The sequence below is a fragment of the Sphingomonas gilva genome (genome assembly GCF_003515075.1).
Classification (GTDB): Bacteria; Pseudomonadota; Alphaproteobacteria; order Sphingomonadales; family Sphingomonadaceae; genus Sphingomonas; species Sphingomonas gilva.
This window is the reverse complement of the sequence record NZ_QWLV01000001.1, coordinates 450,737-476,240: the sequence shown is the minus strand read 5'-3', so window position 1 is coordinate 476,240 and position 25,504 is coordinate 450,737. Positions and strand designations below refer to the sequence as shown.

28 protein-coding genes and 1 tRNA gene are annotated in these 25,504 nt (G+C 67.3%); 14 read left to right on the top strand and 15 right to left on the bottom strand.

The features are described 5' to 3' along the window. The first annotated feature begins 1 nt into the window (after position 1). Both D1610_RS02335 and D1610_RS02330 read left to right on the top strand, forming a co-directional pair. Positions 2–406 (top strand): type II toxin-antitoxin system RelE/ParE family toxin, encoded by a 405-nt coding sequence (locus tag D1610_RS02335; RefSeq protein ID WP_147414255.1) that lies wholly within the window; start codon positions 2–4, stop codon positions 404–406. 1 nt (position 407) lies between these two features. Then, positions 408–731, top strand: coding sequence for a helix-turn-helix domain-containing protein (locus tag D1610_RS02330; protein WP_118862497.1), 324 nt, complete (start codon positions 408–410; stop codon positions 729–731). 2 nt (positions 732–733) lie between these two features. Here the strand turns inward: D1610_RS02330 and D1610_RS02325 are convergent, their stop codons facing one another. From D1610_RS02325 to creD, 8 genes are all read right to left on the bottom strand, one after another. Beyond that, a complete protein-coding gene (locus tag D1610_RS02325) occupies positions 734–1,555 on the bottom strand; it encodes a PhzF family phenazine biosynthesis protein (protein ID WP_245941931.1) in 822 nt (273 codons plus the stop codon). Beyond that, positions 1,552–2,484, bottom strand: coding sequence for a cation diffusion facilitator family transporter (locus D1610_RS02320; protein WP_118862496.1), 933 nt, complete (start codon positions 2,482–2,484; stop codon positions 1,552–1,554). The genes D1610_RS02325 and D1610_RS02320 overlap by 4 nt, the downstream gene beginning before the upstream one ends. Next, on the bottom strand, positions 2,481–3,059 hold the full coding sequence (gene pdxH / locus D1610_RS02315) for a pyridoxamine 5'-phosphate oxidase (RefSeq protein WP_118862495.1): 579 nt from the start codon (positions 3,057–3,059) through the stop codon (positions 2,481–2,483). The genes D1610_RS02320 and pdxH overlap by 4 nt, the downstream gene beginning before the upstream one ends. Positions 3,060–3,118: 59 nt before the next feature. Next, positions 3,119–4,990 (bottom strand): glycoside hydrolase family 2 protein, encoded by a 1,872-nt coding sequence (locus D1610_RS02310; protein WP_118862494.1) that lies wholly within the window; start codon positions 4,988–4,990, stop codon positions 3,119–3,121. 452 nt (positions 4,991–5,442) lie between these two features. Then, positions 5,443–6,552 (bottom strand): cell division protein ZapE, encoded by a 1,110-nt coding sequence (zapE, locus tag D1610_RS02305; RefSeq protein WP_118862493.1) that lies wholly within the window; start codon positions 6,550–6,552, stop codon positions 5,443–5,445. After that, complete coding sequence (locus tag D1610_RS02300) at positions 6,549–7,004, bottom strand: PaaI family thioesterase (protein WP_118862492.1); 456 nt, start codon at positions 7,002–7,004, stop codon at positions 6,549–6,551. Before D1610_RS02300 ends, zapE begins: the two co-directional genes overlap by 4 nt. A 115-nt stretch (positions 7,005–7,119) precedes the next feature. Then, entirely contained in the window at positions 7,120–7,902 is a 783-nt protein-coding gene (locus D1610_RS02295; RefSeq protein WP_118862491.1) for a succinate dehydrogenase iron-sulfur subunit, read from the bottom strand. A 24-nt stretch (positions 7,903–7,926) separates the two neighbouring features. Beyond that, positions 7,927–9,327 carry a cell envelope integrity protein CreD gene (gene creD / locus D1610_RS02290; protein WP_118862490.1) on the bottom strand — a complete coding sequence of 467 codons (1,401 nt, stop codon included), beginning with the start codon at positions 9,325–9,327 and terminating at the stop codon, positions 7,927–7,929. Positions 9,328–9,573: 246 nt separating this feature from the next. On the opposite strand from creD, the gene D1610_RS02285 reads away from it, so the two are divergent. Further along, complete coding sequence (locus D1610_RS02285) at positions 9,574–9,876, top strand: hypothetical protein (protein ID WP_147414254.1); 303 nt, start codon at positions 9,574–9,576, stop codon at positions 9,874–9,876. 107 nt (positions 9,877–9,983) lie between these two features. Next, positions 9,984–10,289, top strand: a complete 306-nt coding sequence (locus tag D1610_RS02280; protein ID WP_222926911.1) for a PilZ domain-containing protein — start codon at positions 9,984–9,986, stop codon at positions 10,287–10,289. A gap of 309 nt (positions 10,290–10,598) precedes the next feature. Here the strand turns inward: D1610_RS02280 and D1610_RS17215 are convergent, their stop codons facing one another. The 3 genes from D1610_RS17215 to D1610_RS02265 form a co-directional block, all read right to left on the bottom strand. Beyond that, entirely contained in the window at positions 10,599–11,369 is a 771-nt protein-coding gene (locus D1610_RS17215) for an MliC family protein (RefSeq protein WP_222926910.1), read from the bottom strand. 29 nt (positions 11,370–11,398) lie between these two features. After that, positions 11,399–11,662 (bottom strand): DNA primase, encoded by a 264-nt coding sequence (locus D1610_RS02270; protein WP_118862945.1) that lies wholly within the window; start codon positions 11,660–11,662, stop codon positions 11,399–11,401. A 68-nt stretch (positions 11,663–11,730) separates the two neighbouring features. Further along, positions 11,731–12,975: a multidrug effflux MFS transporter gene (locus D1610_RS02265; protein WP_118862487.1), complete on the bottom strand. Its 1,245-nt coding sequence runs from the start codon at positions 12,973–12,975 to the stop codon at positions 11,731–11,733. Between the two features lie 103 nt (positions 12,976–13,078). On the opposite strand from D1610_RS02265, the gene D1610_RS02260 reads away from it, so the two are divergent. The 4 genes from D1610_RS02260 to glpX all read left to right on the top strand — a co-directional run bounded on the left by D1610_RS02260 (position 13,079) and on the right by glpX (position 17,099). After that, entirely contained in the window at positions 13,079–13,585 is a 507-nt protein-coding gene (locus D1610_RS02260; protein WP_147414253.1) for a hypothetical protein, read from the top strand. Between the two features lie 68 nt (positions 13,586–13,653). After that, complete coding sequence (locus D1610_RS02255) at positions 13,654–14,604, top strand: isopenicillin N synthase family dioxygenase (RefSeq protein WP_118862944.1); 951 nt, start codon at positions 13,654–13,656, stop codon at positions 14,602–14,604. Between the two features lie 163 nt (positions 14,605–14,767). Beyond that, on the top strand, positions 14,768–16,060 hold the full coding sequence (locus D1610_RS02250) for a homoserine dehydrogenase (protein ID WP_118862485.1): 1,293 nt from the start codon (positions 14,768–14,770) through the stop codon (positions 16,058–16,060). 64 nt (positions 16,061–16,124) lie between these two features. Continuing rightward, positions 16,125–17,099, top strand: coding sequence for a class II fructose-bisphosphatase (glpX, locus tag D1610_RS02245; protein ID WP_118862484.1), 975 nt, complete (start codon positions 16,125–16,127; stop codon positions 17,097–17,099). A gap of 3 nt (positions 17,100–17,102) precedes the next feature. On the opposite strand, the gene D1610_RS02240 is transcribed toward glpX, so the two are convergent. Together D1610_RS02240 and D1610_RS02235 are read right to left on the bottom strand one after the other, a co-directional pair. After that, positions 17,103–17,282 (bottom strand): hypothetical protein, encoded by a 180-nt coding sequence (locus D1610_RS02240; RefSeq protein ID WP_118862483.1) that lies wholly within the window; start codon positions 17,280–17,282, stop codon positions 17,103–17,105. A 54-nt stretch (positions 17,283–17,336) separates the two neighbouring features. Beyond that, on the bottom strand, positions 17,337–18,080 hold the full coding sequence (locus D1610_RS02235) for a Crp/Fnr family transcriptional regulator (RefSeq protein ID WP_118862943.1): 744 nt from the start codon (positions 18,078–18,080) through the stop codon (positions 17,337–17,339). 114 nt (positions 18,081–18,194) lie between these two features. Here D1610_RS02235 and gntA point away from each other — a divergent pair, with 114 nt between their 5' ends. Further along, the gene (gntA, locus tag D1610_RS02230; protein WP_118862482.1) at positions 18,195–18,908 is read left to right on the top strand and encodes a guanitoxin biosynthesis heme-dependent pre-guanitoxin N-hydroxylase GntA; all 714 of its coding nucleotides are present in this window, start codon (positions 18,195–18,197) and stop codon (positions 18,906–18,908) included. Then, complete coding sequence (locus D1610_RS02225; RefSeq protein ID WP_245941928.1) at positions 18,898–19,479, top strand: DUF1989 domain-containing protein; 582 nt, start codon at positions 18,898–18,900, stop codon at positions 19,477–19,479. Before gntA ends, D1610_RS02225 begins: the two co-directional genes overlap by 11 nt. Positions 19,480–19,625: 146 nt before the next feature. On the opposite strand, the gene D1610_RS02220 is transcribed toward D1610_RS02225, so the two are convergent. Next, the gene (locus tag D1610_RS02220; protein WP_118862480.1) at positions 19,626–20,387 is read right to left on the bottom strand and encodes an ABC transporter permease; all 762 of its coding nucleotides are present in this window, start codon (positions 20,385–20,387) and stop codon (positions 19,626–19,628) included. Between the two features lie 169 nt (positions 20,388–20,556). After that, complete coding sequence (locus D1610_RS02215) at positions 20,557–21,486, bottom strand: ABC transporter ATP-binding protein (protein ID WP_118862479.1); 930 nt, start codon at positions 21,484–21,486, stop codon at positions 20,557–20,559. A 252-nt stretch (positions 21,487–21,738) separates the two neighbouring features. Here D1610_RS02215 and recJ point away from each other — a divergent pair, with 252 nt between their 5' ends. The 4 genes from recJ (at position 21,739) to D1610_RS02195 (ending at position 25,502) form a co-directional block, all read left to right on the top strand. Continuing rightward, positions 21,739–23,496, top strand: coding sequence for a single-stranded-DNA-specific exonuclease RecJ (gene recJ, locus D1610_RS02210; RefSeq protein WP_118862478.1), 1,758 nt, complete (start codon positions 21,739–21,741; stop codon positions 23,494–23,496). 48 nt (positions 23,497–23,544) lie between these two features. Beyond that, positions 23,545–23,619 (top strand) — tRNA-Glu (locus tag D1610_RS02205). Between the two features lie 414 nt (positions 23,620–24,033). Further along, positions 24,034–24,732 (top strand): flagellar hook-basal body protein, encoded by a 699-nt coding sequence (locus tag D1610_RS02200; protein ID WP_118862477.1) that lies wholly within the window; start codon positions 24,034–24,036, stop codon positions 24,730–24,732. Beyond that, positions 24,729–25,502: a flagellar hook-basal body protein gene (locus tag D1610_RS02195; protein ID WP_118862476.1), complete on the top strand. Its 774-nt coding sequence runs from the start codon at positions 24,729–24,731 to the stop codon at positions 25,500–25,502. Before D1610_RS02200 ends, D1610_RS02195 begins: the two co-directional genes overlap by 4 nt. Positions 25,503–25,504: the final 2 nt, after the last annotated feature.

Sequence of the window (25,504 nt, the reverse complement as noted above, 5' to 3'; positions counted from 1 at the left end):
CTTGACGTTTGATTACAATACTGATATCAACGGACGAGACATGGATCGAAAGTCGGTGGAATGGCTTGGCAGTTCGCGATCGGATTTGCTTGGCATGCCACAGCCCGTCGTGAAGCAGTTCGGGTTTGAGCTTGGTTTGGTCCAGAACGGGCTGATTCCCGAAGGCGCCATCCATTTATCTCATGTCGAGAACGGCGTTTGGGAGTTGAGGGAGAACCACAAGGGAGACACATACCGCGTCGTGCATCTCCTGAGGCATGAGGACACGATCTTCGTGCTGCATTGCTTCAAGAAGAAATCGACCAGCGGAAAAGCCGTTCCCAAGGCAGACACGGAAACCATTGCCGCGCGCCTGACCGAGGCGAAGGCGAGGATCGCGGCACGTCGCAAGCAGAAGGGCGAGTGAAATGACCACGGACCATATCACCCCGGCAGGAACCAGCGTTCTCGATGATCTGGGGCTGGATGCCGAATTCACCGCCAAGGCGAAACTGGCGATACGCATTCGCAAGACCATCGAGGAGCTCGGCCTGACGCAGCGGCAGGTGCAAAGCCGCACCGGCCTGCCGCAGCCGCGCATCTCTCAGATCGTGCGAGGCCAACTCGACGATGTTAGCAAGACCAAGCTCGAGGAATGCCTGCGCAGCCTGGGACACGACATTACGATCATGATCGGGCCCCGGCACGAAGGATCCGGGGAATTGAAGGTCTTAACGCGGGAAGCCGCCTAGTCCTAAAGCCGGAACACGCCTTCCATCACTGTCACGCAGCCGCCGCCGAGCACGACGCGCTCGCCGTCCAGGCGGCAGCTGAGCCGACCGCCTCGCGCCGAGGCCTGGTAGGCGGTGAACGCGTTCCGGCCCAGGCGCTTCGCCCAATAGGGCACCATCACCGCGTGCGCCGATCCGGTCACGGGATCCTCGTCGATGCCCGCGCCGGGGGCGAAGACGCGGCTGATGATGTCCGTGTCCCCTGCCCCGGACCCCGATCCGGGGTCGCCCGGCGCGGTAACGATGGTGAGGACGTCTCCCTCGGCGGCGAGCTTGCGGAAATCGGGGTCGAGCGCGCGGACGATGTCGGCGTGCTCGACCACGACCAGGCCGTAGCGATGCTCGTGCCATAGCGTCTCGACCGCGCCGTCCAGCCCCAGCGCGGCGACGATCGCGGGCAGCGGCTTGGGCGACGGCCCCCAGGCGGGCAGCGCCAACGCATAGCCCTCGCCGGCGCGTTCCACCGCCAGCATCCCGGCCTTGCGCGTGCGGAAGGTCACGCGGTCGCGGCCGGCATCCTGCCCCAGCACGAAATGACCGCTGGCGAGCGTCGCGTGGCCGCACAGCACCACTTCCGCGGCGGGGGTGAACCAGCGCAGCTCGTAATCCGCCTCGCCCGACGCATCGGGCAGGATGAAGGCGGTCTCGGAGAGGTTGTTCTCGGCGGCGATCGCCTGCAGCACATCGTCCGCCGGCCACGCGTCGAGCGGCATCACCGCGGCCGGGTTGCCGGCGAAGGGGCGATCGGCGAAGGCGTCGATCTGGTGGATGGTCAGCGTCGTCACGCACGGTCCCTTTTTCTGAGCGCGGTCAATTCGTCGGCCTCGGCGAGCGGGTTGTCGGGCTGGTCGATCTGGCCTTCGGGATCGACATGGATCAGCACCTCCACGCCGGGAAACTCGGCCTCCAGCCGCTTCTCCAGCGCCTCGACGATGTCGTGGCTCTGGGCGACGGTCAGGTTGGCGTCCATCGCGATGTGGAACTGGACGAACTCGCGCGCGCCGCTCGACCTGGTGCGCAGGTCGTGCAGCGATTTGAGCTCGGGGATGCGCGCGGCGCATTCGACGAAGCGGCGGCGCTTCTCCTCGGGCCATTCCTTGTCCATCAGCTGGTCGATCGCATCGGCCGAGGCGCGCCACGCCCCCCAGAACAGCCACAGCGCGATGCCGATGCCGAACACCGGATCGGCGCCCGCCAGCCCGAGATACTGGTCGATCACCAGCGCCGCGATCACCGCGCCGTTGAGCAGCAGGTCCGACTGGTAGTGGACATGGTCCGCCCGGATCGCGACCGATCCGGTCCGCGCGATCACGTGCCGCTGATAGGCGAGCAGGCCGAGCGTGACGACGATCGCGACCAGCGACACGCCGATGCCGTATTCCGCCTGCGCCGCCGTCTCGCCGGAGAACAGACGCTCAACCGCGCGCACCAGGATCGCGCTGGCCGAGACCGCGATCAGCGCGACCTGCGCCAGCGCGGCGAGCGCCTCCGCCTTGCCGTGGCCGAAGCGGTGATCATGGTCGGCGGGCGCGGCCGCGATGCGCACCCCCGCGAGCGTCACCAGGCTCGCCAGCAGGTCGAGCGCGGTGTCGGCGAGCGAGCCGAGCATCGCGACCGATCCGGTGGCGACCGCGCCATAGCCCTTGAGCGCGAGCAGGAAGATCGCCACCGCCACGCTGGCGATCGCCGCGCGCGCCGCGAGATTCGCGCTCACGGGTAGAGCAGCCCTTCGGACCAGCCGCCGTCGGTCCGCACGAACAGCCGCCGCTCGTGCAGCCGGTGCGCGCGATCCTGCCAGAACTCGATTGCATCGGGCGTGAGGCGATAGCCGCCCCAATGCGGCGGGCGCGGCACGTCGCCGCCGTCGAAGCGCGCCGCCATCTCGGCGAAGCGCGCCTCGAAGGTCGCGCGCGCATCGAGCGGGCGCGACTGGTCGGACGCCCAGGCGCCGAGCTGCGAATCGCGCCCGCGCGTGGCGAAATAGGCGTCCGCCTCGGCATCGCTCACCGGCGACACCTTCCCCTCGATCCGAACCTGCCGCCTCAGCGACTTCCAGTGGAACAGCAGCGCCGCCCCGCCGGTCGCGGCAAGCTCGCCCGCCTTGCGGCTCTCGCGGTTGGTGTAGAACACGAAGCCGTCGGGCCCATGCCCCTTCAAGAGCACCATCCTGACCGAGGGCCGCCCGTCCGCGCCCACCGTCGCCAGCGCCATCGCGTTGGCGTCGTTGGGCTCCCCGGCCTGCGCCTCTGTGAACCAAGCGTCGAACAACGAAAACGGATCATCGGCCATGGCGCGCGGATTAGGCCGAGCCCGGACGCATGTCGAGTGACGCGGCTGGGACGCGCCCGTCAGCGCCCCCGCTCGGCCAGCTCGCGGTAATGCTCCGCGAGCACGCCGAACGCCTGTTTGCGCGCGCCGGTCGGGGAGATCAGCCCCTTGCGGTTCCAGCCTTGCTGATAGACCGGGTGCTGCCGCCGCGGCGAGCGGAAGTCCTTGAGCAGCCAGGGAGAGAGGCCGCGCAGCGACGGCACCTTCGCCGCCATCTCCAGCGTGCGCCGGTAATATTCGGCCTGATATTCCTCGCTGAACTTGTGCGGATTGGCCGCGGCGTCGTGATAGCCGGCAAGCGCGCCCGCGCCGAATTCGGAGAAGATCAGCGGCTTGCGTAACTCCGTCCGCCATTCGAGCCCGGGCAGGCTGGCGAGCGGGTCGCCCGAATACCAGCCATTATAGGTGTTGACCGCCATCACATCGAGATCGCCGGCGAGCGGATCGTCGATGGTGTTGATCCTGCCGTCGCGCCGGCTGAGCAGCGCCGCGGTGACCAGCCGGCTGCCGTCCAACGCGCGGACATCGCCGATCAGCGTGCGCAGGAAGCGGTTGCGCGCCTCGCCCACCGGCGTCTCGTTGGCGACGCTCCACAGCATGATCGACGCGCGGTTGCGGTCGCGCAATATATTCTCGCGCAGCATCGCGCGCGCGCCGGCGAGCGTCTCCGCGCTCTCCCAGTCGACCTGCCAATAGACCGGCACCTCGCTCCACACGATGAGGCCCAGCTCGTCGGCCATGCGCGTCATCACCTCGTTGTGGGGATAATGGGCGAGGCGGACGAAATTGCCGTTCAGCCCCTGCTTGATCTCGGTGAGCAGCGCCCGCGCCGCCGCGGGCGTCATCGCGCGGACGGGATCGGCGCCCAGCTCCTCCTCGTGCAGCGAGATGCCGCGCAGGAAGACCGGTTCGCCATTGAGCACTATGTCCTGCCCGCGCACCTCGACGGTGCGGAATCCGATGTGGTCGGGCAGCACATCCTTGCCCGCCTCGACGCGGACATCGTAGAGCTTGGGCCGCTCGGGCGACCAGCGTTCGAGCGCGGGCGGCGCGGCGGCGCCGCCCTCCCACGCGCCGCTCGCATCCGTCCGCCCCGTGATCGTCAGCCCCAGCTCGGCGATGCGGACGCGGACGGGCATGTCCGCCGCCCCGGGGCCATCGAGCCGCACCGACGCGGCGATCCGCCCGTCGCGGGTCAGCCGTATCCAGGCGTCGTCGACATAGGTCTCGGGCACCGTCACCAACGTCACCGGCCGGGTGATGCCGCCATAGGTCTCCCAGTCGGTGACGGGCGGCGGCACGCTCTCCGCGGTGCGTGCGGAATCGACGCCGACGGTGATCTGGTTGCCGCCGGGCCTGAGCGTCGCGGTTACATCGAAGGCGAACGGCGTGAACCCGCCCGCGTGCCGGCCGACCTCCTTGCCGTTGAGATAGACCGCCGCCGCGTAATCCGCCGCGCCGAAGCGCAGGAACACGCGCCTGCCCCTGGGCACGGCCGGCAGGTCGAAGGTCCGCTGATACCAGACGAGGCCTTGATAATGCCGCATCTCGGGCGCGTGCCCGATCCAGGAGCCGGGCAGATGGGTGATCGGCGATCGCTGCATGTCGAATTCGAACAGCGCCCGCGGATCGCGCGCCTCGACATCGGCGGCGATGGTGTCGGCCCAGCGATTGGTGCTCGCCCCCGGCGGCCCGCCATGAAAGCCGGCGACGCCGTCGCGGAACGGGTCCACCGACCAGTGCCACGCGCCGTCGAGGCTCAGATGCTCGCGCAGATCGGCCGAGACGAGGACAGGCGCCGGCGCCGCGCCCTCCGCCTGGGCGGATGCCGGCGCCGCCATCGCAAGGCCCGCCAGCACCAACCCGATCCGCCCCAACAGCTTTCGCAGCATGTCGCCACCCCCTCTTGGTAAAATCCGACAGGCCTAGCTAACGGGAGGAGATTGGCCCGTCCAATTCCGCCGCGGCGTAGTTGGCGGGTGGATTCACATTGGGCACTCGTCACCCCGGACTCGTTCCGGGGTCCGTTTGAAAAGATTGGTTCACGCGAAGGCGCGGAGGCGCGAAGAAGGAAGAAGGGGGGTTCGCGCAGAGACGCGGAGACGCAGAGATGCCGAACCCTGCGCGAAGCGCATGTCACTTCGCTACGTTGCGGCAAGCGGAACCCTGCGAAAAGATGAGAGCCGCTGACGCGGCAGAACCACCTCTCTGCGCCTCCGCGTCTCTGCGCGAACCAATCCCCCTTCTTCTTCGCGCCTCCGCGCCTTCGCGTGAACCAATCTTCCTACTTCTTCTTCGCCTCCGCGCCTCCCGCGTGAACCAGCTTTCCGAACGTCGATCCGACCTAGCCGCCATGCCCCTCGGCCAGATAGGCGTCGGAGCGCATCTCCATCAGCCGGCTGACGGTGCGGTCGAATTCGAAGCGGCCGTCCCCCGCCGCGTAGAGCGCGCCCGGCTCGGCGTCGGCGGCGGCGAGCAGCTTGACCTTGTGCTCATAGAGCGCGTCGATCAGCGTGACGAAGCGCGCCGCCTCGTTGCGGTTCTCCGGCCCCAGCCGGGGGATGCCGACCAGGATGACAGTGTGATAACGCCGCGCGATCGCGAGATAGTCCGCCGCGCCCCGCGCCTCTCCGCACAGCCGCTTGAAGCTGAACACCGCGACGCCCTTTAGGCTCTTGGGCACATGCAGCGTCCGCCCGCCCTGCACGGGGATGTCCTCGCTCGGCACGTGCGCGCGGTCCTCGGGCGGATAGTCCGTCAGGCGAAAGAAGGCGGCGGAAAGCGCCGCGGTCGCCTCCGGCCCGTTGGGCACCAGCCAGGTCTCCATGCTGCCCAGGCGATCCAGCCGGTAGTCGACCGGCCCGTTCAACGGCAGCACCGCGCACCGCTCCTTCAGCGCCGCGATGAAGGGCAGGAAATGCTCGCGGTTGAGCCCGTCCTTGTAGAGATCGTCGGGCGCGCGGTTGGAGGTGGCGACGATCGTCAGCCCCTGGTCCCACAGCGCCTTGAACAGGCGCGAGAGGATCATCGCGTCGGCCGAGTTGTTGACCACCATCTCGTCGAAGGCGAGGCAGCGGACATCCTCGGCGATCGCCCTGGCCACCGGCGCGATCGGATCGCCCTCCTCCTTCCGGCGCTCCTCGGCCAGCGCCGCGTGCACGTCGAGCATGAACTCGTGGAAATGGACGCGGCGCTTCCGCCCGATGCGCAGGCAGCCGTAGAACAGGTCCATCAGCATCGATTTGCCGCGCCCGACCCCGCCCCACAGATAGATGCCGCGCGGGCTTTCCGGCCGCTTGCCGAGCGCACGCCACAGGATGCTGCCCCGTGGCGGGCTCGCTTCGAGCGCCGCCTGCAATCCGGCAAGCGCCTTGGCAGCCGCCGCCTGCTCGGCGTCGGGGCGAAGCTCGCCATGCGCGACGAGCGAGTTGTAGCGATCGAGCGTGGAAGTCACTTGCGGGGCGTAGGCTTGCGGATCGTCGCGGAAAAGCTGGCGATCCTGTCATCGCCCTGGACGATCAGCCCGCGCAGGAACAGCAGCCGTCCGGTCTCGCGCAGCAGCTCGACCACCGCGTCCAGCGGCTCGTCGATCCGGCCCGCGCCGATGAACTGGGTCGAGAGGTCGAGCGTCACCGCCGTGCCCGCCGTGATCAGCCCGAAGCTGCGCGCAGCGGCGAACAGGGCGATGTCAATGAAGGCGAGCGTCGTGCCGCCATGGACGGCGTTCCGAAGGTTGGAATGGATGTGCCTCGGAACCATCCGCACCCGCGCGCTGCCGTCCGCCTCCAGCCGGACCTTGAACGGGCCGAGCAGGCTGTTGAACCGCGTCGGATCACTGAGCTCCCAGCTCTTCCAGCCGGGCTTGTCCGGATCGTCCGCGTAAAGGAAGCTGGGAGGGTCGGTCATGGCGTCCTTCGATACGCCGCTTCGACAAGCTCAGCGGCTACTCAGGATGAGCGGTTAAAAAACTCCGCTCATCCTGAGTAGGGACTGAGCGAAGGCGAAGGCCCATGTCGACGGATCAAATCGCCCGCTCGATTTCCAGCTTCTTGATCTCGGCGATCGCCTTGGCCGGGTTCAGCCCCTTGGGGCAGACGTTCGCGCAGTTCATGATGGTGTGGCAGCGATAGAGGCGGAACGGGTCCTCCAGCTCGTCCAATCGCTCGCCGGTCATCTCGTCGCGGCTGTCGGCCAGCCAGCGAAAGGCCTGGAGCAGGATCGCCGGCCCCAGGAAGCGATCGCTGTTCCACCAGTAGCTCGGGCAGCTGGTCGAGCAGCAGGCGCACAGGATGCATTCGTAAAGGCCGTCAAGGCGCGAGCGGTCCTCGGGCGTCTGCAGCCGCTCCTTGCCCGAGGGCGCCGGGGTGACGGTCTGCAGCCACGGCTTGATCGAGGAATATTGGGCGTAGAAATGGGTGAAATCGGGGACGAGGTCCTTGATCACGTCCATATGCGGCAGCGGCGTGATCCGGATCTCGCCCTTCACGTCCTCGATCGCGGTGGTGCAGGCGAGGCCGTTCCTGCCGTCCATGTTCATCGAGCAGGAGCCGCAGATGCCCTCGCGGCAGGAACGGCGGAAGGTCAGCGTCGGGTCGATCTCGTTCTTGATCTTGATCAGCGCGTCGAGGACCATCGGGCCGCACGCGTCGAGATCGACCTCGAAGGTGTCGTACCGCGGGTTCTCGCCCGAATCGGGATCGTAGCGGTAGATCTTGAACGACTTGACGTTCTTCGCGTCCGCCGCGGCCTTGTTCGCCTTCCCCTTCTTGATCGTGCTGTTCTTGGGCAGGAGGAAGTCGGCCATGTTCGATCCCGTTTCTCTAAGGCGTCAGGCGGGGCGGCGAATGCCGCCCCAGTCCAGGTTGCGGGTCAGATACATGACCGACGCCAGCGCCGCAAACAGCAACAGCGAGCCGATGAGCAAGGAAAACGCCTCCAGGCTCAAGAGTACATATAGCGTCGCATAGAGCGCGGTCAGCAGCCCGGCGATATAGGCCGAACGCCGCCAGCTCTTGAGCACCGCCGCCGAATAGGCGGTCAAGAGCCCGATGATCGCCGCGCCCGCGACGCAGTAGGCGGCGGTGAAGCCGATCACCTCGGCGAAGGCCAGCAGCATGACGAAGAACAGCACCAGCCCGGCGCCGACCAGCAGGTATTCGACCGCGGAGACGCGCACGCCGCCGATCACATCGAACATCAGGAAGGCCATGAAGGTGAAGCCGATGAACAGGAAGCCGTATTTCACGCTGCGATCGACCTGCGAATAGAGATCGACCGGGGTGACGAGGTCGACGCGCGCCTCGTACGCGCCCGCCGGCTGGCCGAGCGTCGAGATGTCGCGCGGCGCGTAGGATTTGGTCTCCGGCGACGATGCCGCTCCCGCCTCGACCAGCGCGCGGCCGAGCGCGAGGTTGCCCACCCGCCAGGTCGCGGTGAAGCCCTCGTCAGTGATCGAGCGCGTCGCCGGCAGGAATCCCCCTGTAAAACTGGGGCTGGGCCAGGGCGACCTGACCGTCCAGCGCGTGTCGCCCGCCTGCGGCGCAAGCGCGAGCCAGCCATTGCCGCGGAAATCGAAGGCGAAGCTCGCGGTCATCGGCTGCGTCCGGACCGACGACGCGTCGATCCAGGTGAAGAAGCCCGATCCGCTGGTCTCCTCCGGCCCCTTGCCCGGCTGCAATTGCAGGCGCCGGCCGTCGACGGTGACCGAAGGCGGTGCGCCGAACAGCCCGCGCGCGTCCTTCAACCCGAAACGCAGCTCGGCGCGGTCATAGGCGAGCGCTTCGGCCGTCACGCCGAAGCGGGCGAGGTCGGCGGGCAGGCGGAAGCGCGCTTGGCCCGTCGTCTTCGCCTCATAGACCACCGCCTCGTAGATCGACCGCGTGCGCCGCTCGGGCTTGAGGTCGGACCGAATGTCGGCGAGCTCGGGCGCCAGCGTCAGCTCGCGCCAGACGGTGTTGGTCTTGACCACCTGCCGGCCGCCCTCGGTGACGGTCTCGGTCACCTGCTGCGGATAGGGAATAACCAGGATGGGTCCCGCGATCAGCTGCGGCCCGCCCCAGCCTTCGGCGATCGACGAGCGCGCGGTCTCCGACTGCGACTGCCGGTCGTAGACCAGCAGATAGACGGTGAAGAGCGGGATCGCGAGCAGCATCGCGATCAGGATCGCGAAGCCCAGCTTGGCGCCGGGCGAGCGCTCGGGGCGGTCGGAGAAGTCCGTCTGGTCGGGCATCACATCTCACCTTGCTGTCGATGAAGCGTGGCCTATTAGCGATGAATCGTTGTGAGCGTCAAATGAGGAATCCGTGAGGAACGGTGACAACGGCGCTTGTCGCGCCGCCAAAACCTTCTCCGATCCGGAGGCGAACATGCCCAATCGCTTGACTTCACGCCGAATTCGGTGAAGCACTCCTCGCGATCCGGGGAACGGCCGCAAGGCCGGGGATCATGGCCGATGGCCGAGGGGGGATTGTCGATAATGAGCCGTCAGGTTCGCAGGCAGCAACGTGATGTCCGGCCCGCCTTGCTGGGGGACCGCGATCACACGCAGCGCGTGGCGCGGCGCATGGGCCTCGCCGCGTTCGCGCTGACGCTGCTGATCCTCTCCCCGCTCGCTTATGGCCTGGTCCGCGCGGGCAGCTACCGGTTGGGCCAGTTCAACCTGTCCGACATGATCCTGGCCGGATTCATCGTGGTCTTCACCGCGGTCGCCGCGGCCTTCGCGGCGAGTATCGCCGTCCACCTGCTCGGCCGCGAGGCGCGCGCGCGCCGCCGCCGCTGATCGGAGGCGGAGCGCTCACCACTTGTTTACTCGTGACGGCTATCACCCTGGACATGGGGGCACATTTCCGCATCGACGCACGCATCGCCAGCGTTCCGCCGCGCGCCATGGTTGACGCGCGGCGCCATCCGCGCACCGCCGTGGCGGTCGAGACGGTGTTGCGCGCGCTCGGTACGCACGGCCATCCGGCCGTCGTCCGCGATCTGTCCTCGGGCGGGTTCATGGCCGAGACCGATCAGCAGTTCATTCCCGGCGAGACCGCGCGGCTACAGCTTCCCGAAATCGGCTACGTCTCGGCGCGCGTGATCTGGAGCACCGGCGGCAAGGTCGGCGGCGCGTTCGATCAGCCGCTCAAATCGGGCCCGCTCGCGCGCCTGATCAGCATCGGCACCTGCGAACCCGCAGCCTGCTGACACCAGCGGCGGATCGACATTCGGAAGATCTGGCTCACGCGAAGGCGCGAAGGCGCGAAGACGGGTTTTCACGCGGAGACGCTAAGAGCGCAGAGATGCCGGCGCCCTGCGCGAAGCGCATTCACCTCTCTACGCTGCGCCAAGCGAAAACCTCAGGAAGATGCAAACCGCCAGCGCGGCAGGACCAAATCTCTGCGTCTCCGCGCCTCCGCGTGAACCAATCTTCCTTCTTCTTCTTCTTCTCCTTCGCGCCTCCGCGGCTTCGCGTGAACCAGATCTTCCGAATCTGGGGCACCCGCTCACACACCCTTATCGCGTGCCGCACTCGACCGGCGGCTCTCCGGGGCGGGTCAGCGTCGCGTCGCGCCCCTTGCCGCGCAGTTCCCAACCCTCGCCCGCATACCAGATGCCCGATGCGGGGCGCTGTCCGGCCAGAACCACCGGCGCCTCGCCCGCGAGCGCGATCGTCGCGGTGTCGGCGTCATTGTCGAAGCTGGCGGTGAAATCCGGACCGTCCTCGCAGGCATAGTCCGCCGAAGGGTCAGCGGCCGCACCGTCCGGCAGCGGCCTCAAGGCCGTATCGCGGATGCGCCAGCGGCGCTGCGCGGCGGTTGCCCCGTCGATCGCCCCGCTGCGATGGAGCGTGACCGGGCCGACCATCGTCACCGTCTCGCCATCATCGACCGTGACGGCGGTCACGCGGACCGGCACAGTGACATAGCGTTGGCCGGCGCCGGCGTCGACGCGGCCGGGAACCCCGATCTCGGCCTTGTAGCTGCGATATTCAGCGAAGCCGGCGGCGAACGCCTCGGCGTCCATGCCCGCCGCCTCGGGTTCCCATAGCGCGAAGGCGTCATCGTAGCGGCCGGCGGAAAGCGCATCGAAATAAGCCGCGACGACGCTGCGCGCATCGTCGGGGCCGGGCTCGGGTGAGGCATCGATGCCCAGATTGGCCGGCCCTTCCATATTCTCAGCGCCGATCGTGTCGATGTCGAGCGGCGCGCCGGCGCCGGCCAGCGCGTCATTGGCCGGCGCGCCGTCGGTGGGATCGGCGCATCCCGCGAGCAGCAGCGCGAGCATCGCGGCGGAAAGGAGGGGAACGCCAGGTCTCAACGATCTTCCTCGTCGGCATTCTCGTCCTCTTCATCGTCCGACTCGCCGAGATCGGTGTCCTCGATCGCTTCGATCTTGTCCTCATCGTCCATCAGATCCTCGTCCTCGCCCAGATCGGGATCGAGGTCGGTCACGATCGTGCCGTCGGTCCGCCCTTCGCGTTCGAACTCCAGGATTTCGGCGCGCTGGCTTTCGTCATAGCCTTCCTCGTCGAAACCGTCGTCGCCCGTGCCGTGACCGATTACATGCCGTCCACCCATCTCGACCTCCATCAAGGATGATGAAGGGCGAACGTGGGTCGAGCCGCCCCGGTTCCGGCGAATTGCGATCAGCCGTTGGCGGCGTGATGCGCGCGGAACAGCCTGCCCTGCTCGGTCACCAGCACCGCCGCGAGCGCGCCCAGCCCGCCGAGCAGGAAGCCGGTGTAGAGCGGGATCGTCGTGCCATCGAACGCCTGGCCGATCAGGATGCCGCCAAGCGCGCCGCCGGCGGTGCCGATGAAGCCCTGCACGCTCGATGCGGTGCCGGCGATATGGCCCATATTATCCATCGCCATCGCGCCGAAATTGGCGCTGGCGAGGCCGAAACAGCCCATCATCAGCGCCTGGACGATGACGAAGCTCCACAAGGTCTCCGCGCCCGAAAATGCGAAGCCGAGATGGACCAGCGCGAAGAAGATGAAGCCCAGCAGCGCCGAATGCGACAGCAGCCGCGTGCCGAGGCGCATGACGATGCGCGAGTTGAAATAGTTCGCGGCCGCCATCAGCCCGGCGACGCTGGCGAAGACCAGCGCGAGCCTGTCCAGCGCGTCGAACGCCACGTCGAGCACCTGCGGGATCGAGTTGATGAAGCCGAACAGCCCGGTCGAAACGCAGGCCATCGCCAGCGTGTAGCCGATCGAGTTGCGCTCGGTCAGCGCGAAGCGCGCGCCGCGGGCGAGCCGCGTCAGGCTCAAGGGCAGGCGATCCTCGGCATGCAGCGTCTCGGGCAGGCGCGCGGAGACCCACAGCAATGTCAGCGCCGCGGCGGCGGCGAGCGTCCAGAAGATCGCCCGCCAAGGCGCGACCAGCATCACCAGCGTGCCGATCGTCGGCGCAAGCACCGGCGCGGCCATGAAGACGATGAAGGCCAGGCTCATCACCCGCGCCATCGCGCGGCCCGAATAGCAGTCGCGCACCAGCGCCACGGTCACCACGCGCGACGAGGCGACGGCGATGCCGCTGGCGAAGCGCGCCGCCAGCAAAAGCTCGTAGCTTGCCGAAAAGGCGGCGACGGCGTTGAAGACCGCGCCCAGCGCCAGCGTGAGCATGAAGATCGGCCGGCGGCCGAAGCGGTCGCTGAGCGGTCCCCACAGCAGCTGCCCGCTGGCGAAGCCGAACATGAAGACCGCGATCACCCATTGCTGGTCGTTGGCGTCGGCCAGCGCGAAGTCGCCGCCGATGGCGGGGAGCGCGGGCAGCATCGAATCGATGCCGAGCGCGGTCATCGCCATCATGCACGCCACCAGCGCGACGAACTCGCGCGGGCCAAGCGGTGCGATGCTGCTGGGCGTGACGGGCGGATGGGCTTGCATGAGAGTTCCTTAGACCAGTTTTGTTGCAGCGCACAATCATATGCGGGAATTGACCTGCTCGATCGTCACTGTATTAAATGGATAATACAGTTGGAGACGATCGATGCGTATGATGCTGGTTCCGCTTGCCGCCTTGTCGATCGCCGCCTGTTCGGGTGGTGACGAAGACGGCACGTCCATCACCTTCAACGGCGAGACCGAAAGCGGCGCCGCGGCGACGATCTCGACCGACGGCAACAGTGGCGCGATGAAGATCGACCTGCCGGGCTTCAAGGCGGATATCGCCATGCCCAAGCTGAAGCTGGACGCGGGCGATTTCGAGATGAACGGGGTCAATCTCTATCCCGGATCGACCATCACCAGCCTGAACATCGCCGACGGCGGCAACGAGGGCGAAGGATCGGGCGGGGTCACGGTGCGCTTCGCCGCGCCTGCCGCAGCCGATGTGGTGCGGAACTGGTTCGGCGAACAGCTGCAACAGGCGGGCTTCAAGCTCACCGCTGCCGGAAACGCGCTGAGCGGCACCACCGACGAGGGCAAGCCGTTCCGCATGGAGCTCAGCCCCAATGGCGCGGCGGCGAGCGACGGGACGATCACGATCGGCGGCTAAGTCGATTTCTGTGGGGCGGGATTTGCGCTAAAGCCGTTGCACGATTCCCCTCCACAAAAGAAATGACCATGCTCGACACCCCCACGCTCGCCGTCCCGCCGCTCAGCCTTGATGACGAGGCGCGCGATCCAGCCGCTTTCGCCGCCGATCTCGGCGGTTCGTTCGAGCGCTTCGGCTTCGCCATCGTTTCCGATCACGGCATCGATCCCGCGCTGGTCGACCGCGCCTGGGCGCTGACCAAGGCCTATTTCGACCAGCCGGAGGAGGTGAAGCGCAGCTATCACATTCCCGGCGGCGGCGGCGCGCGGGGCCACACCCCGTTCGGCACCGAGATCGCCAAGGACGCCAAGCTGCACGACCTGAAGGAGTTCTGGCATGTCGGCCGCGAGCTCGCGCCAGGCCACCCCTTCCGCGACCATATGGCCGACAATGTCTGGCCCGAAAAACCCGAAGGCTTCAGGGAGACGATGCTCGCGCTCTACGATGCGCTGGACGGCGTCGGCCGGCGGCTGCTCTCGGCGATCGCGCGGCATCTCGGACTCGCTCCCGACTGGTTCGACGATGCCGTGCGCGACGGAAACTCGGTGCTGCGCCTGCTCCATTATCCGCCGATCGGCCCCGACGCACCGGGCGTCCGCGCCGGCGCACATGAGGACATCAACCTCATCACCCTGCTGCTCGGCGCCGAGGAGGCGGGGCTGGAGCTGCTCGACAAGGACGGCCGCTGGCTGCCGGTCAAGCCGCCCGAGGGCGCGCTGGTGGTCAATGTCGGCGACATGCTGCAGCGGCTGACCAACCACGTCCTGCCCTCGACCACCCACCGCGTGGTCAACCCGCCGGTCGAGCGGCGCGGGGTGGCGCGTTATTCGATGCCCTTCTTCCTCCACCTGCGCAGCGATTTCCTGATCGAGACGCTGCCCGAGACGGTGAGCGCGGACAATCCCGACCGCTATCCCGACCCGATCACCGCCAACGACTATCTGATGCAGCGCCTGCGCGAGATCGGGCTGGTGAAGTAATATCCGTCGCCCCTGCGAAGGCAGGGGCCGCAGTCGGCATAGGCGAGGTTGGATGTGCCACAAACCCAGCGGCCCCTGCCTGCGCAGGGGCGACGGATTGCTCTAGATCTTTCCATCCACCCCCACTTCGCATAGGGCGCACCCCGCGAAAGGGGCCGACCACATGACCGAACCGCTCAAGATCGCCCTTGCGGGCCTCGGGACCGTGGGTGCGGGCGTGATCCGCCTGCTCGACGCCAATCGCGATCTCATCACCCGCCGCGCCGGCCGGCCGATCGAGGTCGTCGCCGTGTCGGCACGCGACCGGGCCAAGGATCGCGGCGTCGACATCGCGCGCTTCGAATGGGTCGACGACACCACCGCTCTAGCCCGCCATCCCGGCGCCGACGTGGTGGTCGAGCTGGTCGGCGGATCGGACGGCCCCGCCCTCACCCTCGCGCGCGCGACGCTGGACGGCGGCCGCGCCTTCGTCACCGCCAACAAGGCGATGATCGCGCATCACGGGCTCGACCTCGCGGCGCTCGCCGAGGAGAGGAGCGCCCCGCTCAAATATGAGGCGGCGGTCGCGGGCGGCATCCCGGTGATCAAGGGCCTGCGCGAGGGCGCCGCCGCCAACGCGCTGAGCCAGGTTTACGGCATCCTCAACGGCACCTGCAATTTCATCCTGACCAAGATGGAGGAGGAGGGCCGCGACTTCGCCGAGGTGCTCGCCGAGGCGCAGGCGCTGGGCTTCGCCGAGGCCGATCCCAGCTTCGACATCGACGGGGTCGACGCGGCGCACAAGCTGTCGATCCTGTCCACCCTCGCCTTCGGCACCGCGCTCGCCTTTGACGATGTCGCGATCACCGGCATCCGCCACGTCATCGCCGCCGACATCGCCGAGGCCAAGGCGCTTGGCTACCGCGTCCGCCTTGTCGGCGTGGCGGAGGCCGGGCCGAACGGGCTGTTCCAGCGCGTCCATCCGCTGCTGGTGCCGACGGCGCACCCGCTGTCGCATGTCGTCGGATCATTGAACGCGGTGGTGGCGGAGGGCAATTTCGTCGGCCGCCTGTTCTTCCAGGGGCGCGGCGCGGGCGACGGGCCGACCGCGAGCGCGGTCGTCGCCGATCTGATCGACATCGCCCGCGGCGAATATGGTCCGCCCTTCGCCATGCCCGCCGACCAGCTGACGACGCTCCCCCCCGCCGACGCAGGCGATCGCCGCGGGCGCGCCTATCTGCGCTTCTCGGTGGTCGACAAGCCCGGCGTGCTCGCCGAGATCGCGGCGGCGATGCGCGATGCCGGCGTCTCGATCGAAAGCCTGATCCAGCGCGGCGCCAATCCCGACGGCAGCGTGCTGGTCGCGATCGTCACGCATGAAGGGCCGGAGCGGTGCGTGACGCAGGCGCTCGAGCGGCTCGACGGATCGGCGAGCCTGGTCGGCAAGCCGATGCTGATGCACATATTGGACGCCTGACCTCGACACGCTGCGCCTGCGCACTTATCCGCGCGAACAACAACCATCAGCGAAAAGAGATACGATGACCAACGCCAGCCAGATGCTCGACCGCGTCCTCGTGCTCGAAATGGTGCGCGTGACAGAAGCCGCCGCCATCGCCGCGTCGAAGATGATCGGCCGCGGTGACGAGAAGGCGGCGGACGCGGCCGCGGTCGAGGCGATGCGCGCGGCATTGAACGAGCTCTACATGGACGGCACCGTCGTCATCGGCGAGGGCGAGCGCGACGAGGCGCCGATGCTCTATATCGGCGAAAAGGTCGGCTCCGCGCCCGGCAAGGGGCCCAGGATCGACATCGCGCTCGATCCGCTCGAAGGCACGACGATCACCGCCAAGGCCGGCCCCAACGCGCTCGCGGTGCTGGCCATCGCCGAGGAGGGCTGCCTCTTGAACGCGCCCGACGTCTATATGGAGAAGATCGCGGTCGGCCCCGGCTACCCCGAAGGCGTCATCGATCTCGACAAGACCGCGACCGAGAATATCGCGGCGGTGGCCGCGGCCAAGGGCGTGAAGCCCGCGGAGATCATCGCCTGCGTGCTCGATCGCCCGCGCCACGAAAGGCTGATCGCGGAGCTGCGCGCGATCGGCTGCGGCATCATGCTGATCCCCGACGGCGACGTCGCCGGCGTGATCGCGACGACCGACCCGGACACCACCATCGACATCTATATGGGTTCGGGCGGCGCGCCGGAGGGCGTGCTGGCGGCGGCGGCGCTGCGCTGCGTCGGCGGACAGTTCAAGGGCCGGCTGCTGTTTCGCAACGATGACGAGCGCGCCCGCGCGCGCAAATGGGGCATCGAGGATCTCGACAAGGTCTATGACCTGAAGGAGCTCGCAAGGGGCGACTGCATCTTCGCCGCGACGGGCGTGACCGACGGATCGCTGCTCGACGGGGTCAAGCACCTGCGCGGCGGGCGGATGACCACCGAAAGCGTGGTGATGCGCGCAAGCTCGGGCACGGTGCGCTGGGTCAAGGGCGATCACCGCAATCCGGGATGAGCGTCAGGCGTCCCCGCTCTGTCGCCGCGCCTCCTCGGCGGCGGAGATCAGGTTCCGCCCCGTCTGCTCAGCCGCATCGGGCGACAGGGTAACGGCAACCCCATCCGGACCATCGAGCACCACGACGCCGTCGACCGCGACGGCCTGCCCAGCACTGTTTTCGGCTTGGCCTGCATGGTTCATCGATTTGCTCTCCCGACTTTTCATGCACAATCGCGCTGGTCGGCCTTCTGTTCCCTATGAAGACACTGGTCTGTCGGGATAAAGATAATCGTCGCTGAACTCGGCAAGTCGGTGAAGTCCCTTGCGGTTCTCGATCCGCAGCACGCCCGACCGGAACGTCGCCAGCCCGTCCTCGCGCAGTCGCCGCATCACGCGGTTGACGTGCACCGCGGTCAGTCCGCACGTTTCCGCGACGTCGGTCTGGTTGATCGGCAGCGGCACGCCCCCTTCATCGCCCAGTTCGGCCAGCCGCAGCCGGGCGTCCATCTCGCTGAAGAAATGCGCCACGCGGCCGGTCGCGCCCAGCCGGCCCATCCGGAAAATCCATTCGCGGTGCATCGCGGCATCCACCGTCGTGCTGAACCAGAGCGTGCGCGCGAGATTGGGATGGCGCGCCACCAGATCCTTCAACCGCTCGCGCGGAACGCTCGCTATCCGCACGTCGGTGATCGTCGCGATGTCATGGTCCAGCCGTTCGAGCGGGAAGCCGTGCAGATCGATGAAATCGCCGGCGATATACAGGCCGAGCAGCTGGCGATGCCCCTGTTGGTCGTCAAGGTAGCGGCACATCACGCCCTCGACCAGCAGGGTGCTGCGATCGACCGGCGCGCCCCTTTCGATCACCGTCCTGCGTGCCGGCACGCTCCGCACGCCGTCGAACGCGGCCTCGAGCGCGGCCCTCTCCTCCGGCGTCATGCGCTTGCGCCCGCGATTGAGCAGAAAACGGCCGCTGATCGGAGCGTCGGGTTCGATCGTCATGATCTTCCGCTGTTCTCGCAGCCATCGCGGCCGCCGCCGGAACAATCCACCTGAGCGAGATTAGTTTCACCCACGATACCGAAACGAATGCGCCGGCAAGTGGTTATAGAGGGGATGCAATGGCCCGACTCCCTGTTTTCATCGTCGCAAACGGAACACCCGCTCGCGGCGCGATTCACCGATTTCGTCCGCGATCCGGCATTTCCCTGCGTCGGCGCGAAGTCCGCGCTGTCCAAGGGCCAGCTGCACATCATCGTCGCCCGAGACCTGATGTCGGGCTGGGACGATCTGCGCATCTGGCCCGCGCTGCACGCGCTGGCCCAGGGATACAAGGCCGATCCCAGGCTGTTCCAGTCGCTCGTCGTCATCTTCGAAGGCCCGCGCGATCTGAGTGAAGGCGAATTTGAAAAGGCGTTGTGGCAGCGCGTGCAATCGCTTTCGGACAAGGATGCCTGGCTGGGCCAGAAGCCCGATCCGCGCGTCAGCAGCGATCCCGACGACCCGCATTTCTCGCTGAGCTTCGGCGGCGAGGGCTTCTTCGTCGTCGGCCTCCATCCAAACGCCAGCCGCCCCGCGCGCGCGTTCGAGCGCCCCGCGCTGGTGTTCAACCTGCACGACCAGTTCGAGCAGCTGCGCGAACAGGGCCGGTACGAGAAGTTGCGCACGTCGATCATCGATCGCGATATCGAGCTGGCCGGTGACGCCAATCCGATGCTCCAGCGGCATGGCAGCGGCTCCGAAGCCCGGCAATATAGTGGCCGCGCCGTCGGCGACGAATGGGCCTGCCCCTTCCACCGCCGCGCGACGGAGACACAGGTTGACCTGTGAGATCGCGCCGCGCACCGGCGTGGGTTTCGAACTGAAGGCGGGGCAGCGGCTCACCGTGATCGATCCGCGCGGCGGCCAGGTCGCCGATCTGCTCGCCTATTCGCTCGCGGACGTGCGCGAGGTGATCTCCGCCGGCCGCACGCTCGATTATGCCAGCCGCATCTATCTGACGAGGGGCGACACGCTCTACTCGAACCGCTCGAATGTCATGCTGGAGATCGTCCAGGATGATGTCGGCCGCCACGATTTCCTGCTGACGCCCTGCTCCGCCGACACCTTCCGCATCATCTACGGCGACGCCGATCCGCACCGCGGCTGCTTCGGCAATCTCGCCGCGGCGCTCGCGCCCTGGGGCGTCGAGCCCGACATGATCCCCACCGCGTTCAACTGCTTCATGAACGTGCCGGTCAACGGCGAGACCGGCGAATTCACCGTCGAGCCGCCGCTCAGCAAGGCGGGCGACACGATCGTCTTCGAGGCGAAGACGGACCTCGTCATCGGCCTCACCGCCTGCTCCGCCCTGCAAAGTAACGGCGGCAGCTTCAAACCGATCGAATATCGCATCGACTAAAATCCTCCCCCGCGCAGCGGGGGAGGGGGACCATGCGAAGCATGGTGGAGGGGGCTTGCCGCAAACGTACCGCCCGTGGCGCCCCCCTCCACCACCGCCTGCGGCGGCGGTCCCCCTCCCCCAGACAAGCTGGGGGAGGATTTAAGTTACGCCTTCAACCGGTACCCCGTCCGAAACATCCACGTCACGATCACCAGGCACAGCCCCAGGAAGGCCGCGGTCAGCCCCAGGCTCAGCCCGATCGACACGTCGCCCTGGCCGAAGAAGCTCCAGCGGAATCCGCTGACCAGATAGACCACCGGGTTGAACAGGCTGACCGTCCGCCACAAGGGCGGCAGCATGTCGATCGAATAGAATGCGCCGCCCAGGAAGGTCAGCGGCGTCACCACCAGGATCGGGATGAAGCTCAGCTGCTCGAAGCCTTCCGCCCAGATGCCGATGATGAAGCCGAACAGCGAGAAGGTGATCGCGGTCAGGAACAGGAAGGCGATCATCGCCGCCGGATGCGCCACCTCGACATCGACGAAGAAGGTGGAGGTGATCAGGATGATCGCGCCGATCACCACCGATTTGGTCGCCGCCGCGCCGACATAGCCCGTCACGACCTCGAGCGGCGACACCGGCGCCGACAATATCTCGAAGATCGTCTTGGAGAATTTGGGGAAGTAGATGCCGAACGATGCATTGCTGATGCTCTGCGTCAGCACCGTCAGCATGATCAGCCCGGGCACGATGAACGCGCCGTAGTCGACCCCGCCGATATCCTGCATCCGGCTGCCGATCGCGCCGCCGAACACGATGAAATAGAGCGCGGTGGTCAAAACCGGCGCGACCAGCGTCTGCCACAGCGTGCGAAGCCCGCGCGCCATCTCGAAGCGATAGATCGCCCATACGCCGTGCAGGTTCATGCGGCCCCCTCGATCAACAACAACCCAGATCCTTTGCAAAACACCTCCGTCACCCCGGACTTGTTGCGGGGTCCATCGGGCCGGAAGCGCGAACGTGGAGATTGTGGCGCGATGGATGCCGGAACAGGTCCGGCATGACGATTGAGAGGGCGGCCGGCGAGAACACGCATCACCGCCCATCCTTCCTGACCAGATCGACGAAGATGTCCTCGAGCGAGGATTTGGAGGCGTCGAGATCGGAGAACGCGATCCCCTCCTCCTGCATCTTCCTCAACAGCGAGGGGATGCCCGTCCGCTCGGCCTTGGCGTCGAAGGTATAGACCAGGCTGTGCCCCTCATCGGCCAGCGACAGGTCCCATTCGCCCAGCGCCGCCGGCACCGCCGCCAGCGGCTCGGCGAGCGTCAGGGTCAGCTTGCGCTTGCCCAGCTTGCGCATCAGCGCATGCTTCTCCTCGACCAGGATCAGCCGTCCCTTGTCGATCACCCCCACCCGGTCGGCCATCTCCTCGGCCTCCTCGATATAATGGGTGGTGAGGATGATGGTGACGCCGGTCTCGCGCAGGCGGCCGATCAGCTTCCACATGTCGCGGCGCAGTTCGACGTCGACGCCCGCGGTCGGCTCGTCGAGGAACAATATCTCGGGCTCGTGCGCCAGCGCCTTGGCGATCAGCACGCGGCGCTTCATGCCGCCTGAAAGCTCGATGATCTTCGATTTGCGCTTGTCCCACAAGGACAGGCTCTTCAGCACCTGCTCGATATGACCGGGGTTGGGCGCCTTGCCGAACAGCCCGCGCGAGAAGGTGACGGTGTCGACCACGCTTTCGAACGCGTCGGTGGCCAGCTCCTGCGGCACCAGCCCGATCTTCTTCCTCGCCGCCTTGTATTCGCGCACCACGTCGTGCCCGTCGACCAGCACCCGCCCGCGCGTCGGGTTGACGATGCCGCACACGACAGAGATCAGCGTGGTCTTGCCCGCGCCGTTCGGCCCCAGCAGCGCGAATATCTCGCCGCGCTTGACCTCCAGGTCGACATGGTCGAGCGCGACCAGCCCCGATTTGTAGGTCTTGCCGAGCCCCTCGACCCGGATCACCGCTTCCATGCGCCACCCCTTCTTGCGACCGGCCCGCCATGTAGGAAGACGGAGACGCGAGCAAAAGACATGGGCGCTTGCAATGTAGGATTCTGCCTGCTTTCGTGTCGCGATGATCGCCGTCGCTCCCAGCCCGGTCCCTTTCGCCGTGACCCCCCACGCGCACCGATCGATGGGGAGGGCGACGCATATGCCATGTGTCCTCACTTTCCTCACTTTCGGGTATTCCGATACCCGTCGGCGCGCGTCGAATCGGCAGCCATGACGCTCGCGCTCGACATCGCCCAATCGATCTCCGGCCAGCCCTGGCGGTGGCGTGGGCTGGCGGGCGATCCGGACCTGCGCCCAGACGATCTGGTGACCCGGCTGCTCCTCGCGCGCGGCTGCGTGCGCGAGGAGGTGGAGGCCCACCGCCAGCCCACCATCCGCCATTTCATGCCCGATCCGTCGATCTTCCGCGACATGGACCGCGCCGCAGAACGGCTGGCGGCGGCGGTGCTCGCCGGCGAGCGGGTGACCATATTCGGCGATTACGATGTCGACGGCGCGACCTCCGCCGCGCTGCTCATCCGCCTCCTGCGCGATCTCGGGCTGGAGGCGGGCGCCTATATCCCCGATCGGCTGATGGAGGGTTACGGCCCGTCGGGCAAGGCGCTGGTCAGGCTGGCGGCGGAGGGCTCGACCCTCGTCGTCACGGTCGATTGCGGCGCGCAGGCGTTCGAGGCGCTGGCGATGGCGCGCGACGCCGGGCTCGATGTGGTGGTGGTCGATCACCACAAATGCGCGACCGCGCTCCCCGCCGCCTATGCGCTGGTCAATCCCAACCGGCTGGACGAGGCGGAGGACGCCGCGGGGCACGGCCATCTCGCCGCGGTCGGCGTCGCCTTCCTGCTCGGCGCGGCTCTCGTCCGGCTGCTTCGCGCGCGCGGCTTCTTCGCCGACCGGGCGGAGCCCAAGCTGATCGAGCTGCTCGACATCGTCGCGCTCGGCACCGTCGCCGATGTCGCGCAATTGAAGGGCCTCAACCGCGCCTTCGTCGCGCAGGGACTGAAGGTGATGGCCGCCCGCCGCAATGTCGGCCTCGACGCGCTGATCACCGCCTCCCGCCTCACCAGGCCGCCCAGCTGCACCGATCTCGGCTTCGCGCTCGGCCCGCGCATCAACGCCGGCGGCCGCGTCGGCAAGTCCGATCTCGGCGTGCGGCTGCTCACCACTGAAGATCCCGAAGATGCGCGTGCAATCGCCGCCGAGCTCGACCGGCTCAACGAGGAGCGCCGCGCGATCGAGGCGGCGGTCCAGGAGGCCGCGGAAGCCCTTTCGGCCGCGCAGGGCAACCGCGCCGTCGCGGTGATCGCTGGCGCGGGCTGGCATCCCGGCGTGATCGGCATCGTCGCCGGCCGTTTGAAGGAGAAGCTGGGCCGTCCCGCCATCGTCATCGCGCTGGACGAGGACGGCGTCGGCAAGGGCTCCGGCCGCTCGGTCGCCGGCGTCGATCTCGGCGCGGCGGTGCTGGCGGCGAAGGACATGGGCCTGCTCGCCGCCGGGGGCGGCCATGCGATGGCCGCGGGCTTGACCGTGGCGGCGGACGGCGTCGATGCCTTGGCCGATTTCCTCCACGAAAGGCTGGAGGCGGACGTCACCCGCGCCTCGGAAGGCCGCAACCTGCTGATCGACGCGATGGTCTCGGCGCGCGGCCTCAATATCGCGCTGATCGACGCGCTGGAGGAAGGCGGCCCCTACGGCATGGGCTGGCCCGCGCCGCGGGTGGCGGTCGGCCCGGTCGATATCCTCAAGGCCGATCTTGTCGGCTCGGGCGGCCATCTGCGCGTGATCGCGCGCGGTGCGGACGGCGCTAGCTTCAAGGGCATCGCCTTCCGCGCCGCCGAAAGCCAGCTCGGCCAGACCCTCCTCGCCTGCCAGCCCGGCCGCCACCTGTGGCTCGCCGGCCGCGCCCGCCGCAACGACTGGAACGGCCGCAGCGATGCAGAGCTCCACATCGACGACGCGGCATGGGCGTGAGCCTTGACCGAAAGCGCTCCCATCGCCTAAGGCGCGCCTCGCCCAGACGGCCCCTTCGTCTAGCGGTTAGGACGCGGCCCTTTCACGGCTGAAACACGGGTTCGATTCCCGTAGGGGTCACCAGCTTGAAATCGCTAGATTTTCCGGCATCCCACCGCGGTTTCCCATTGAAATTCAGCCGCGGACGGCGCGTGGGGCGTCCAAGAAGGCGAGCGTCACCTTTGACAAGATGGGTCCGCCTTACCCGCAACATGTCCGTGGGTGCCGCCAACGACCACGCAAATTACGCCAAATCGAGTTGAGCTTCTTGTCCTTCCCCATCGGAAGCGATCGAGAAACATCCATTTCCGTACGGCAGTTCCGAAAATTGCCGAACCAAGTGCGACAATCTGCCACATCCGAACCAGCTCGACTCGCTGGGCTAGTCGCCTTCCGTCAATTGCAAGCATCGATTACTCCATTTTGATCCAAATCAACCGCTTGACCGCTCTTGGATGATCTGTTCCATTCCGGGACAGGGGCTGCAGGGGGTTAAAAATGTCGGGACTCGTCGAGTCTGCGACAGCGATCATGAGCGCGTCCGAGAGACGGCTGGAGATCGTTTCGCAAAATATCTCAAATGCTTCCACGCCAGGCTACAAGCGCGTTCAGGGTTTTGCCGACGTGCTCGCCATACGAACGGCCGAACCCGCGTCGCTTGTTTCGCGAACCGATATGGCACAGGGCACGATGCGGTCGACGGGCAATCCGCTCGACCTCGCGATCAGTGGCGCGGGGTTCTTCCTGCTGCGCGACGGTGATGCGCTGGTCTATTCGCGACAGGGGCAGTTCCGCCGGGCCGAAGATGGCAACGTCGTGAACGCCCAGGGCCACGTCCTGCAGCAGGCGGGCGGCGGTGATCTGCAACTCGCCACCGCCGCCGTCGAGATCGTCGAGGACGGTACCGTGCTCGATGGCGGACGGCCGATCGCCCGCCTCGCATTGTTCGCGGTGCGTGACGGCATGGAGATCGAGTCCGCCGGCGGATCGCGTTTCACCGCCGCTGAAGGCGTGATGGAGGACGCGCCGGCCGCGATCGTCCGGCAGGGCATGCTGGAGAGCTCCAATGTCGAGATGAGCCAGGAAATGGTGACGATGATGGCGGCGATGCGCAGCGCCGAAACGGGATCGCGCCTCGTGCAGATCTACGACGATCTGATCGGCCGCGCGATCACCAACTTCGGCGGCGGACGATGAGCGGCGCGTTCGAAATCGGTGCGATCGGGTTGCAAAGCCAGCAGCGCGCGCTGGATGTCATCGCCAACAACATCACCAACGTGAACACCCCGGCCTTCAAGCGGTCGGACGTCCGCTTTGCGGAGATCATCGCAACGCGCACGGCTTCGACCGCACTACCCGCCGACCTTGCCCGCGAGGCTCCGCAGGTTGCCGGCGTCATGGCCGATCCGCAACTGATGTTGAATGAGCAGGGCCGCATTGAGCAAACCGGTCGAGCGATGGACATCGCGATCGAGGGTGCCGGCTTCATCGAGCTTATGGGTCCGACCGGCCAGACCCTGCTGTGGCGCGGCGGCGGGTTGAAGATCAACGGTGATGGCCTGCTCGCCGCCGGCAACGGCATGGCGCTCCGCGCGGCGATCACCATGCCCCAGGACGCAACCGCGATCGAAATCGGCTCGGACGGCATCGTGCGCGTGCTCGCCGCCGGCGAGGTCGAGCCGGTCGAGGTCGGTCAGATCAGCCTGGTGCGGCTGGACGATGCCGGCGCGATCGAGCGGCTGGACGGTGGGCTGTACCGCGTCGGCGAAACGGCGCGGCTGACTGAGGCGCCGCCGGGTGAAGACGGCGTCGGGCTGCTCGTCCAGGGGGCGATGGAACGGTCCAATGTCGAGCTGACCGACGAGATGGTCCGCCTGATGCTGGTTCAGCGATCCTATGCGGCCAATGCACAGGTCGTACAGGCGGCGGACCAGCTGATGGCCATCGCCAACGGTCTTCGGAGATAGGC

Bases quoted from the DNA above. Each gene is read 5' to 3' on its own strand.
- D1610_RS02330 (WP_118862497.1), top strand. From the start codon at position 408: ATGACCACGGACCATATCACCCCGGCAGGAACCAGCGTTCTCGATGAT.
- pdxH (WP_118862495.1), bottom strand. From the start codon at position 3,059: ATGGCCGATGATCCGTTTTCGTTGTTCGACGCTTGGTTCACAGAGGCG.
- D1610_RS02310 (WP_118862494.1), bottom strand. From the start codon at position 4,990: ATGCTGCGAAAGCTGTTGGGGCGGATCGGGTTGGTGCTGGCGGGCCTT.
- D1610_RS02300 (WP_118862492.1), bottom strand. From the start codon at position 7,004: ATGACCGACCCTCCCAGCTTCCTTTACGCGGACGATCCGGACAAGCCC.
- D1610_RS02295 (WP_118862491.1), bottom strand. From the start codon at position 7,902: ATGGCCGACTTCCTCCTGCCCAAGAACAGCACGATCAAGAAGGGGAAG.
- creD (WP_118862490.1), bottom strand. From the start codon at position 9,327: ATGCCCGACCAGACGGACTTCTCCGACCGCCCCGAGCGCTCGCCCGGC.
- D1610_RS02285 (WP_147414254.1), top strand. From the start codon at position 9,574: ATGAGCCGTCAGGTTCGCAGGCAGCAACGTGATGTCCGGCCCGCCTTG.
- D1610_RS02280 (WP_222926911.1), top strand. From the start codon at position 9,984: ATGGTTGACGCGCGGCGCCATCCGCGCACCGCCGTGGCGGTCGAGACG.
- D1610_RS17215 (WP_222926910.1), bottom strand. From the start codon at position 11,369: ATGCTCGCGCTGCTGCTCGCGGGATGCGCCGATCCCACCGACGGCGCG.
- D1610_RS02270 (WP_118862945.1), bottom strand. From the start codon at position 11,662: ATGGGTGGACGGCATGTAATCGGTCACGGCACGGGCGACGACGGTTTC.
- D1610_RS02265 (WP_118862487.1), bottom strand. From the start codon at position 12,975: ATGCAAGCCCATCCGCCCGTCACGCCCAGCAGCATCGCACCGCTTGGC.
- D1610_RS02260 (WP_147414253.1), top strand. From the start codon at position 13,079: ATGCGTATGATGCTGGTTCCGCTTGCCGCCTTGTCGATCGCCGCCTGT.
- D1610_RS02255 (WP_118862944.1), top strand. From the start codon at position 13,654: ATGCTCGACACCCCCACGCTCGCCGTCCCGCCGCTCAGCCTTGATGAC.
- D1610_RS02250 (WP_118862485.1), top strand. From the start codon at position 14,768: ATGACCGAACCGCTCAAGATCGCCCTTGCGGGCCTCGGGACCGTGGGT.
- glpX (WP_118862484.1), top strand. From the start codon at position 16,125: ATGACCAACGCCAGCCAGATGCTCGACCGCGTCCTCGTGCTCGAAATG.
- D1610_RS02240 (WP_118862483.1), bottom strand. From the start codon at position 17,282: ATGAACCATGCAGGCCAAGCCGAAAACAGTGCTGGGCAGGCCGTCGCG.
- D1610_RS02235 (WP_118862943.1), bottom strand. From the start codon at position 18,080: ATGACGATCGAACCCGACGCTCCGATCAGCGGCCGTTTTCTGCTCAAT.
- gntA (WP_118862482.1), top strand. From the start codon at position 18,195: ATGCAATGGCCCGACTCCCTGTTTTCATCGTCGCAAACGGAACACCCG.
- D1610_RS02220 (WP_118862480.1), bottom strand. From the start codon at position 20,387: ATGAACCTGCACGGCGTATGGGCGATCTATCGCTTCGAGATGGCGCGC.
- D1610_RS02215 (WP_118862479.1), bottom strand. From the start codon at position 21,486: ATGGAAGCGGTGATCCGGGTCGAGGGGCTCGGCAAGACCTACAAATCG.
- recJ (WP_118862478.1), top strand. From the start codon at position 21,739: ATGACGCTCGCGCTCGACATCGCCCAATCGATCTCCGGCCAGCCCTGG.
- D1610_RS02200 (WP_118862477.1), top strand. From the start codon at position 24,034: ATGTCGGGACTCGTCGAGTCTGCGACAGCGATCATGAGCGCGTCCGAG.
- D1610_RS02195 (WP_118862476.1), top strand. From the start codon at position 24,729: ATGAGCGGCGCGTTCGAAATCGGTGCGATCGGGTTGCAAAGCCAGCAG.